Here is a 10,014-nt window from a genome sequence, read left to right on the forward strand (position 1 = left end):
TGCGCATTACAAATCAAGTTGACAAAGGTTTACGTGCTCACGAAGATCGAAATTCCGCAGAAAGAAATGGGAGAAGGCAATATAGCAGATTTACAGCAAAAGAAAATGTCAATTTTGAAAGAATATGAGCCGGCGATCAAGCGCGAAGCGGAAGAACCGATTGCAGCCAATCCGGTCGAGGCTGTGCCCTACGAAAAAGCGGAACTGACCCTACCCTCTACGAGCAACCTCTCGGCAATAGATCGCACCACGCGAGTCGAGTGGATTTGCACGGTAGTGGAGCGTGAGAGTCCGGTGCATCAGCACATGGTGATGCGCCGCATCGTCGACGCCTCGGGCGCCAGCCGCATGGGCGCACGCATCAAAGACGCCCTACACGCAGCCATCGACCATGCCGAGCAGGCGGGACGTATCGAGCGCACCGGCGATGTGCTTACCGCGCCCACCCAAGACGACGTGCCCGTGCGCGACCGAAGTGCGCTTGAACGGCGCGAGCGGGACATTGCGTACATCCCGCCGTCCGAGATTCAGGAGGCCGCCCGCCGCATCGCGAAAGCATCGTTTGGCGTAGGCCGCGATGAACTCGTGCAGCAGACCGGCCGCACGCTCGGCTTCGGACGCGTCGGCTCGAAGATTCGTACGCACGTAGACGAAGCCATCGCATCCATGCTGGAAGACGGAGCGCTTGTCCGGGAAAATAATCACCTGGTGGTGCCGGAGTGAGCCCACGTAGCGTGCCTCCCCAGCTGAATAGCGTCCTTCGTTCACCATAATTTGAGGCAGGCGGGCGGAACGTGGAGCATGGGGGTAGGTACAGCACATCTGCAACGCCCCGGTGGGGTGGCGGAGCCTGGTTGAACGCACCGGTCTCGAAAACCGGAGTACCCTCACGGGTACCGGGGGTTCGAATCCCTCCCCCACCGCTGTTAACTACGGGTACAATCGCACATGCCGACGCCTCCTTCTGTCTGCCGACGGAAGGAGGCGTTTTCGTGGATGCGATGTGCATCTCGGCATGGGCAGTGTGGGGGCACAGGCTCTGAAACGTTATGCCTGCCCATCGCACATGTCAATTGGAAGGCGCACCGACTCCGTAAAAAACACAGCACACCCTCTGGTTCGCCAGGCTTTCGAGAGACATCGCCGCGCCGGGTTCGTATCGTTACTTGTGCATCCGCCTGTTTCTTCCGGCTTCCCCATTCCTATGTCAACCGAACACACCGTCGCCGCTTCGCGCTGCACCATGACCGAGATTGTGCTGCCCAACGACACCAACGGGCTGGGCAACATGATGGGCGGGCGGCTGCTGCATCTCATGGACAAATGCGCCGCCATTTCGGCCCAGCGCCACGCCCGGCGCGTGTGCGTCACCGCCTCGGTCGATAACGTCGAGTTCCAGCGGCCCATTCGCGAGGGCAACGTCGTTGTGGTTGAGAGCCAGGTAAACCGCGCCTTTCGCACGTCCATGGAGGTGGAGCTCAACGTGTGGGCCGAAAACCCGCGCGATGCCACGCGCCGCAAGTGCAACCGCGCCTTCTACACGTTCGTGGCCCTCAGCGAAGACGGCCATCCGATTGAAGTGCCGCAGGTCGTGCCCGAAACCGCCCAGCAAGAGAGGCGCTTCAAAGCCGCTGGCAAGCGCCGCGACGTGCGCCTGGTGCTGGCCGGGCGCCTCTCGCTCGACGAGGCCAACCACCTGCAAGACGACATGGTTGAGGCCGTGCGTACCGCCCGCGACAGCGAGTAAGCCTTCTGCATCCCCATGCGCAACCTGCTCTGCATTGTGCTTCTCGTAGGCAGCCTCGTAGGCGGTGTGCTGCATGCACCCGTCTACGCCCAGCGCGCCCCCGGCTCCGTTGGCATTGGCGCACAGGCAGGGCAGCCCGGTGGGTTCACCGCCAAAACGTACGGTCGCGCGCCCTGGGCCGGCGTGTTTAGCCTGGGCACCAACTTTCGCGACCAGACCGTGGCCCACGCGCACCTGCTGCGCGAGCACCCGCTTCCCGAATCTGCCCTCTGGATGTTCTGGGGCCCGAGCCTGTTTCTGGGGCTGCGCAGCCTCGACACCCGATCGCGCGTGGTAACCGGGGTTGGTGCGCGCGTCGGACTTAACTTCTACACCGAGCGCATTGAGGTGTACCTGCACGCCAGCCCCCGCGCCGAGGGATTGCCTGCGCCCGACGTACGTATAGGGGGAAGCGTAGGCCTCCGCTACTACCTACGGTTCTGATCGTCTGCTGCCTCGCCGCAGCTTCGCCTTGTTTGTCCGACTGCCTCTGCGCCGGAAATATGCTCTATAACCGCGTACTCATCACAGGCGCCAACGGTCTTCTTGGGCAGGCGCTTACCCGGCGCCTGAGCCAACTCCCCGAGTACGACGTGCTCGCCACCGCCCGCGACGACACGCCCCGCTTTGACACCGGCTCGTGTGGCTACGCCCCGCTCGACATCACCCAGCCCGACGACATCGCAGCGCTCTTCGAAGACTTCACGCCCAACGTCCTTGTCAACTGCGCCGCTATGACCGATGTAGACGGCTGTGCCGAGGCCAAAGACGACTGCTGGGCCACCAACGCCACCGCCGTGCAGCATCTGGCCGAGGCCTGCCGCCGCCACGGCACGCGCCTGGTGCAGGTCTCTACCGACTTCGTGTTCGACGGCGAAGACGGGCCCTATGCCGAAGACGCTCGCCCGAATCCCGTCAATTACTACGGACGCTCAAAACTTGCGGGTGAGAATGCCGTGCGTGCCTCGGGGCTGGCCAACTGGGCCATTGTGCGCACGGTGCTGGTGTACGGCACCGGCACCGATCTGAGGCGCGGCACCATCGTGACGTGGCTGATGCAGAAGCTGGAAGCAGGCGAGCGCGTGCATATCGTGACCGACCAGTGGCGCACGCCCACCTACGTGAACGACCTGGCCCGCGGCATTGAGCGGATGCTTCACTACGAAAAGACCGGCGTGTACCACATCTCCGGACGCGAACTTGTCTCGATCTACGACCTTGCTACCACCGTAGCCGATGTGTGCGATGCCGACCCGGACCTCATCACCCCCGTAACCAGCGACTATTTCGAAGACGCCGTGCCGCGTCCGCCGCGCACCGGGTTCATCATCCTGAAAGCCGAAACCGAACTGGGCTACCATCCCACACCGCTGCGCGAGGGCCTACGGGCGGTGGGGACCACGCTGGGCGTTGCGTCAGATTCGTGAGTGGAGCACCGGGCCTTCGCCTCCGCAGGTTCGTGCTATATTAACACCGCATCCCTGCCTTTTCGAGACGTGCTTGCGTTCTTGCAGATACGCAGCGCATCCGCCTGTATTCGTATGCATGTTAACCTGAACCCGTAGCTTTTATGCTTGACCTTGAAGCTGTCCGTGAACACCCGAACCGCGTGCGCGAAGCGATGCGCGCCAAAGGCGAAGACCGTCCCGAGCAGGTCGACGCGCTGCTGGAAGTCGACGACGAGCGGCGCACGCTCATCACGGAACTGCAAGAGGCGCAGGCGCGCTCCAATCGCATCTCGAAGCAGATCGGCGCACTGATGCGCGAGGGGAAGAAGGACGAGGCGCAAGAGCACATCGAAGAGACCAGCGCGCTTAAGGAAAAGATCAGCGAGCTGGAAGAGGAAGTCCGCGAAAAGAAGGCCCTCACGCAGCAGATGCTGCTTCAGTTGCCAAACATCCCGCATCGGAGCGTGCCGGTGGGCGCCTCCGAAGACGACAACGAGGTGGAAGAAGAGGTCGGCGAGAAACCGACGTTCGACTTCGACCCGCAGCCACACTGGGAGCTGATCGAGGCGCTGGGACTCGTCGACTTTGAGCGCGGAGCGAAGGTGACCGGCGCCGGATTTCCGATCTACACTGGCAAGGGCGCACGTCTGCAACGGGCGCTGATTCAGTTCTTTCTGGATCAGGCCTACGAGAACGGATACACGGAAGTCCAGCCGCCGCTTTTCATCAACGAAGACAGCGCGCGCGGCACGGGGCAACTCCCCGACAAGGAAGACCTGATGTACGAGATTCCGCGTGAGGGCTTCTTCCCCATCCCGACCGCCGAGGTGCCCGTCACCAACATGCACCGCGACGAAATCTTCGATGCCGACGACCTGCCGCGCATGTACTGCGCGTACACGCCGTGCTTTCGGCGCGAAGCGGGCTCGTACGGCGCGCATGTGCGCGGCCTCAACCGCATGCATCAGTTCGACAAGGTGGAACTGGTGCAGTTCGTGACGCCCGAGGAGAGCTACCGTGCGCTGGAGGCGATGTGCGCCGATGCCGAGTCGCTCTTACAGGCACTGGGGCTGCCGTACCGCCGCCTGCTCATGTGCACCGGCGACATGGGCTTTACGCAGGCGAAGAAGTACGACCTGGAGGTGTGGAGCGCCGGGCAGGAGCGCTGGCTGGAGGTGTCGTCCGTCTCGAACTTTGAGGCGTTCCAGGCGCGCCGCATGCAGATTCGGTATCGCCCCGAACCCGAGGCCAAGCCCGAACTCGTGCACACGCTCAACGGCAGCGCGCTGGCGCTTCCCCGCATAATCGCCGCGCTCATTGAGCAGTACCAGACCGAAGACGGCACCGTTGTGCTGCCCGAGGTGCTACATCCGTACACGCGGTTTGAGACGATTGGGTAGTGTCGTGTCACACCTGAATGATTGGGGTTCGATGCGTATTTTCCCCTCCATCCTAGCCTTCCTCCCCGGGGAGGAAGGAACCATAGGACGCTCTCATGAAGTCCCCCTCAGAGGAGGGGGATTTAGGGGGAGGGATTCCGTGCTCGCAAACGACCTAAACAGTCATCTGTGACACAGCACTATAAGGTGTCGGGGTCCACCTCGACCACCTGGCGATTCATGATAGCGAGGGTACGTGCGGGATACTCACGCACCAGCCGGTAGTCGTGGGTCGCCATGAGTAGCGTCATGCCCTGGCGATGCAGGTCCACAAGCAGCCCCTGGATGTCAGATGCCACAGCAGGGTCGAGATTGCCGGTGGGCTCGTCGGCCAGGAGGACCCAGGGGTCGTTGGCAATGGCACGCGCAATGACAACACGCTGCTGCTCGCCGCCTGAAAGCTCGTGGGGGAACTGCGTGCGCTTGTGGTTGAGCCCTACCCGCGTGAGTGCTTTGATGGTGCGCTTCCGTACTTCTTTCTTGCGTTTCCCGGTGGCATAGAGCGCAAACGCGACGTTGTCAAAGGCACTGCGGTCGGGCAGCAGTTGAAAGTCTTGAAAGACGACACCGACCTCGCGGCGCAAGTACGGAATCTCGGCATCGCTGATCTTGTCGGATCGGTACTCGCCCACCTGGGTGGTGCCCTTGTCGGGAAAGTGGTCCATGTAGAGCATGCGAAGGAGCGTGCTTTTCCCGCTTCCGGTGGGCCCGATCAGGTAGGTCATTTCGGCGCGCCCAACATCAAACGAGACGTCTTCGACGACGATACGTTGCTCGCCGTTGGGCGCGGTGTACGAGGCCGTAACGTTGCGGAAGTGTATCATGCCACGTAGGGAAGCAAGCGAGAAATCAACCCTGGGATGCGCTTCGAACTGCTGGCGCTACTGCATGGCGGGGGCACTCGATTGGCGGTGTTGCGCCGTAAAAGCCGCTACCTGCAGCGCACTTTCCATGCTTCCTGGCAGCGCCATGCCCTTGCCTGCAATGCCATATGCCGTACCATGATCGGGCGAGGTGCGCACGATGGGCAGTCCCGCTGTAAAGTTGACGCCCCGATCAAATGCAAGTGCCTTGAACGGGACGAGCCCCTGGTCGTGGTACATAGCCAGCACCGCGTCGTAGCCGCTGTTGAGCTGGGTGGCAAAGTAACCATCAGCAGGAATAGGCCCGCTCACCTGCAACCCATCGGCGCGGGCCTGCTCCAGCGCAGGCGCAATAATCGTTTCCTCTTCGAGACCAAGCACGCCCCCGTCGCCAGCATGCGGGTTCAGCCCCAGCACCGCAATATGCGGCTGGGCAATGCCAAAGTCGCGCTGAAGCGCTTCACTTAGCACCTCCAGCTTGGTGCGAATAACAGCTTCGGTGATGGCGTCGGCCACCTTGGCGATCGGAATGTGTGCCGTTACGAGGCCAACGCGTAGCTGTCCGGCGACCATCATCATCATGGGACGCGGACTGTTCGTGCGTTGCGCAATAAACTCGGTATGCCCCGGCACGGTGTATCCCGCTTGGGCAATGGCGTCTTTTGAGATTGGTGCAGTAACCATTGCATCGGCCGTGCCATCGAGGCAGGCATCTACCGCCGCTTCCACTGCCTGCATGGCCAGCGCCCCCCCTTGGGCGGTAATTTGTCCAAACTGCACGTCGTGCGTCTCGCCACCCGTTACATCCCACACAACGACCCCATCGTCCGGGAGTGTGCTCGGGGGCGTGTCTACGGCGTGTATGGTGAGATCCGAGTAGCCAAGCACGTCGGCGTGCTGACGCAACACGTGTGCCGAGCCCACTACAATGGGGGCAATGGAGGGCGCCAGGTGCGGGTCGTGCAGCGACTTGAGCAGCACCTCGGGACCAATGCCGTTCGGGTCGCCCAAGGTGATGACAACCCGCGTGCGGGTGCTACCCGTAACAGACGGATCGGGACGCTGGTACGTGGGGCGCTGGATGGCCATGATGCAAACGCAGAATCAATGACACAAGTAAGTGAGGCGATATAGAGCGCGGCCCAAGCATCAGGAGCTCAGGGCAGGCGCTCAAGGAAAGCGTGTTGGCAAACACCGCTTCTATTTAAAAGGGCACCGTTTGGCACATAGCTGTTTGGCACATAGCGGCTGTCAGATCGGGGGTACACAGAGCGCGTTACGCAATGGACTGAGCATCGGCGTAGCGTTCAAGGTAGTCGGTCAGCAGACGCACACCGGCACCGGTGCCGCCTTTGGGGCGATACGGCTGGGCACTACTTAAGAACGCCGTACTGGCAATGTCTATGTGCATCCACGGGTAATCTACAAAATGCTCCAGAAACTTACCGGCGGTAATGGCCCCTGCCGGACGTCCGCCCACATTGGTAAGGTCGGCAATATCGCTCTTGAGTTGCTCGTTGTAGTCGTCGTAGAGTGGAAGCGGATGCACGCGGTCGCCCGTGCGCTCGCCAGCGCGCTGCAACGCATACAGACGCTCGGCGGCGTCGGGCGTGTTGCTGGTCATAACGGCCGAGGCATAGTGCCCCAGTGCAGTAACGGCTGCCCCCGTGAGCGTCGCCAGGTCGACGACCAACGCTGGGGTGTAGCGGCGCGCATACGAAAGGGCATCGGCCAGCAGCATGCGCCCTTCGGCATCGGTATTCATGACCTCAACGGTGGCCCCGCTGTGCATGGTTACAACCTCGCCGGGTACGTACGCGTGCTGCCCCGGACGGTTATCGGTGGCCGGCACCAGCCCGATAAGGTGCACGGGCAGGTTCAGGGAAGCTACGGCTTCGAACGTGCCCATCACCGCCGCAGCCCCGCCCATATCCGCCTTCATGAAGTCCATCGAGTCTTTCGTCGGCTTGAGCGAAAGGCCTCCTGTATCGAACACGACGCCTTTGCCGACAAGCACCACCGGACGGTCGTTTACGGCCTGGTCGGGGGCCCACTCCAGCACGCTAAAGGTAGGCGGCTCTACACTGCCACGGTTCACCGCAAGCAGCCCCCCCATGCCTTCGTCTTCGATCCGATCCCGATTCCACGTCTCCACCGTGTAGCCATGGGCATGCCCGGAGTCTTTGATGGCAGCGGCCAGGTGGCGTGCCGTTTTTTCGTGGGGCGAGCGGTTGACAAGGTCGCGGGCCGAGCATGTGGCCGCGGCCACGTGCTGGCCTCGTGCTGCCCCGTCTTCTACAGCGGCTTCATCGTGGTCGGGACGGTAGGCCACATGCAGAGCATTAAGCACCGGCGCTACGTCATCCCGATCGGTTTTGTAGGCGGTATAGCGGTAGTGCGCCAGCACAAGGCCCTCCACCAGTGCCTGTGTGGCTGTTCGGGCTTCGATCGGCAGCGTAGGCATCACCAGTCCCACATCGGTGGCGTGAGCGTCGCGTAGGGTTTCGGCGGTGGATGCGGCGGCGCGGCGCAACGACTCGGCATCAACTTCATCAATGGCACCGCAGTTCACGAAGATGATGCGCTCGGCCTCGGGAGCTTCGGGGTAGATGACTACGGTATCGCCGTGTTCATCGCCCAGGACTCGCAGCGCTTGGGCGAACGAGGCTCCGAGTGTGTTCGTGAGCGCTTCTTCATCGGCACTGGCAACAGGCCGCGCCAGCGGGACAACCCATGCATCCACAGAAAGTGAAGCGGGCGATGCCGAGGTAGCAGTAACAGTCATGAACGTAGTGGTTGAGTTCGGGGATACAGGGCGCGGGCGGCGCAACGCGTAGGACGATGCAGCCCCAACGCCACCGTGCGCAGGATGCAGCGCTACCGGATGCTACCGGGTGGGCGATTTCATCAGTTCAGCGATGCGGGAGGCATCCTCGTCAGAGAGCGGCCCATTGTCCTCAAAATCGAAGTCGATAAAGCGCGGGGCGGCGGCGATCACATCGGCAATGACGTCGTCGAACGAGGCGCCCTTCACATAAGCGCCCGATGCGTTGCGATGCCCTCCGCCGCCAAACGAACGCGCCCACTCATCGACGTGCGTATCGGACTCGGAACGGAAGCTAATTTTGGCGCCGTCGCTCACCTCCGAGAACAAAACGGCTGCGTGCACTCCATCAATCGAAAGCACATAGTTCACAAAGCCCTTCTTGTCGTCCCAACTGGCGCCGGTGTCGTTCACCATGCGCTGCGTAACAACGGAGTAAGCGAGTTGGCCGTTGAACTTGATGCGGATGCGATTCAGCATGCGTCCGAGCAGGCGCAGGCCCGCCATGGAGCGGCGGTCGTAGATCTGCGCATGGATCGGAGCCGGGTCGATGCCACCGCGGTCGAGCACATCGGCAATGATGCGGTGCAGACGCGGCGTAACGCTGCTGTAGCGAAACGAGCCCGTATCGGTCATGATGGCGGTATAGAGCGCGGTGGCCACCTCCTCGTTGATGGCGCTGGGGTCGATGCCGTCGATAAGCTCGTAGACGAGCTCGCCGGTAGCCGAGGCGGTATCGCGCACCAGCATATGGTCGAACCACTGCTCGGGCTCGGTATGATGGTCGATCAGGAGCACAGGGGCTTCGGCCTTGCGCAGCGTGCCGCCGATGCGCCCGAGGCGCTCCTCGTCGTTGGTGTCGAGCACGATGATGAGGTCGGCCTCGGCAATGGCTTCGTGCTGCGCAATTGAACTGTCGAACTGCTGAATGTGCTCTATGCCCGGCATCCAGTCGAGGTTGTAGGGCGCTTCGTCGGCGTTGATAATGTCGACGGTCTTCCCCCACTGGCGTAGCGCTCCCGCCAGCGCAAGCTCCGAGCCAAGGGCATCGCCATCGGGGCGCAGGTGCGAGGTGAGCAGGAATCGGTCGTGCGAGCGCAGCAGCGCGAGTGTATCGTCCATGAAGCCAAAAAGCGGCAGCCGTCGGGGAATGCGAATAGCGGTTTCTGTACGCAAGCCGTGCGCGTGGGTTCATCCACAGACACCTACGTAAAAAGTGGAACTACTGCACCAGCAAAAGGACGCCCTACCCGGTCGCTTCGGCATCTGGTCAACATCTGGATATGATCTCGGCGGTATACCAACGCCGCATGCTGCGGTGATGGAGGGATGGAGGGATGGAGGGATGGAGGGATGGAGGGGTGGGCGAACGTATGAACGCGAGAAACCACCCATCCTCACACCACCCATCCTCACATGAGGCCGACTGACGAAGTACATTCGGTGTTCTGGGGGACGCACCACCGCAATGCGGCGGACGGAGTGGGGCAGCACCCTTTGGTCTCGAAATCATAAAGGCTCATGCGCAAATCGTTTTCGCCCAGAAACCATAAAAATGAAGTGTATAATTTATTCAGGTACTCTTTGTTGTTTGTAAGATGAAATGCCTGGTGGTACATTAACACCATTGCCATGGCATCGATGGGCTGCTGGG

The 10,014-nt window shown here is 61.8% G+C and carries 10 protein-coding genes and 1 tRNA gene; 6 read left to right on the forward strand and 5 right to left on the reverse strand.

Going from position 1 to position 10,014, the window contains the following annotated elements; genetic code table 11:
* Window positions 1-105 precede the first annotated feature (105 nt).
* The 6 genes from R6U20_RS04510 (at window position 106) to serS (ending at window position 4,634) form a co-directional block, all read left to right on the forward strand.
* Complete coding sequence (locus tag R6U20_RS04510; protein WP_410336676.1) at window positions 106-723, forward strand: DUF3320 domain-containing protein; 618 nt, start codon at window positions 106-108, stop codon at window positions 721-723.
* A 111-nt stretch (window positions 724-834) separates the two neighbouring features.
* Window positions 835-923: transfer RNA gene (locus tag R6U20_RS04515), tRNA-Ser, on the forward strand.
* A 281-nt stretch (window positions 924-1,204) separates the two neighbouring features.
* Window positions 1,205-1,747, forward strand: a complete 543-nt coding sequence (locus R6U20_RS04520; RefSeq protein WP_410336677.1) for an acyl-CoA thioesterase — start codon at window positions 1,205-1,207, stop codon at window positions 1,745-1,747.
* A 15-nt stretch (window positions 1,748-1,762) separates the two neighbouring features.
* Complete coding sequence (locus R6U20_RS04525; protein ID WP_410336678.1) at window positions 1,763-2,230, forward strand: RNA polymerase subunit sigma-54; 468 nt, start codon at window positions 1,763-1,765, stop codon at window positions 2,228-2,230.
* Window positions 2,231-2,289: 59 nt separating this feature from the next.
* Entirely contained in the window at window positions 2,290-3,213 is a 924-nt protein-coding gene (gene rfbD, locus R6U20_RS04530; protein ID WP_410336679.1) for a dTDP-4-dehydrorhamnose reductase, read from the forward strand.
* A 143-nt stretch (window positions 3,214-3,356) separates the two neighbouring features.
* Window positions 3,357-4,634 carry a serine--tRNA ligase gene (gene serS, locus R6U20_RS04535; RefSeq protein ID WP_410336680.1) on the forward strand — a complete coding sequence of 426 codons (1,278 nt, stop codon included), beginning with the start codon at window positions 3,357-3,359 and terminating at the stop codon, window positions 4,632-4,634.
* Between the two features lie 179 nt (window positions 4,635-4,813).
* On the opposite strand, the gene R6U20_RS04540 is transcribed toward serS, so the two are convergent.
* From R6U20_RS04540 to R6U20_RS04560, 5 genes are all read right to left on the reverse strand, one after another.
* Window positions 4,814-5,497: a cell division ATP-binding protein FtsE gene (locus tag R6U20_RS04540; protein ID WP_410336681.1), complete on the reverse strand. Its 684-nt coding sequence runs from the start codon at window positions 5,495-5,497 to the stop codon at window positions 4,814-4,816.
* 57 nt (window positions 5,498-5,554) lie between these two features.
* Window positions 5,555-6,625 (reverse strand): 4-hydroxythreonine-4-phosphate dehydrogenase PdxA, encoded by a 1,071-nt coding sequence (gene pdxA / locus R6U20_RS04545; protein ID WP_410336682.1) that lies wholly within the window; start codon window positions 6,623-6,625, stop codon window positions 5,555-5,557.
* 187 nt (window positions 6,626-6,812) lie between these two features.
* Window positions 6,813-8,321: a leucyl aminopeptidase family protein gene (locus R6U20_RS04550; protein WP_410336683.1), complete on the reverse strand. Its 1,509-nt coding sequence runs from the start codon at window positions 8,319-8,321 to the stop codon at window positions 6,813-6,815.
* Between the two features lie 102 nt (window positions 8,322-8,423).
* Window positions 8,424-9,482: a DHH family phosphoesterase gene (locus R6U20_RS04555; protein ID WP_410336684.1), complete on the reverse strand. Its 1,059-nt coding sequence runs from the start codon at window positions 9,480-9,482 to the stop codon at window positions 8,424-8,426.
* 290 nt (window positions 9,483-9,772) lie between these two features.
* Window positions 9,773-10,014 (reverse strand): hypothetical protein (locus tag R6U20_RS04560; protein WP_410336685.1); only part of this gene is annotated, 242 nt, incomplete at its 5' end.

It is taken from the genome of Longimonas sp. (genome assembly GCF_046498435.1).
Taxonomy (GTDB): domain Bacteria; phylum Bacteroidota; class Rhodothermia; order Rhodothermales; family Salinibacteraceae; genus Longimonas.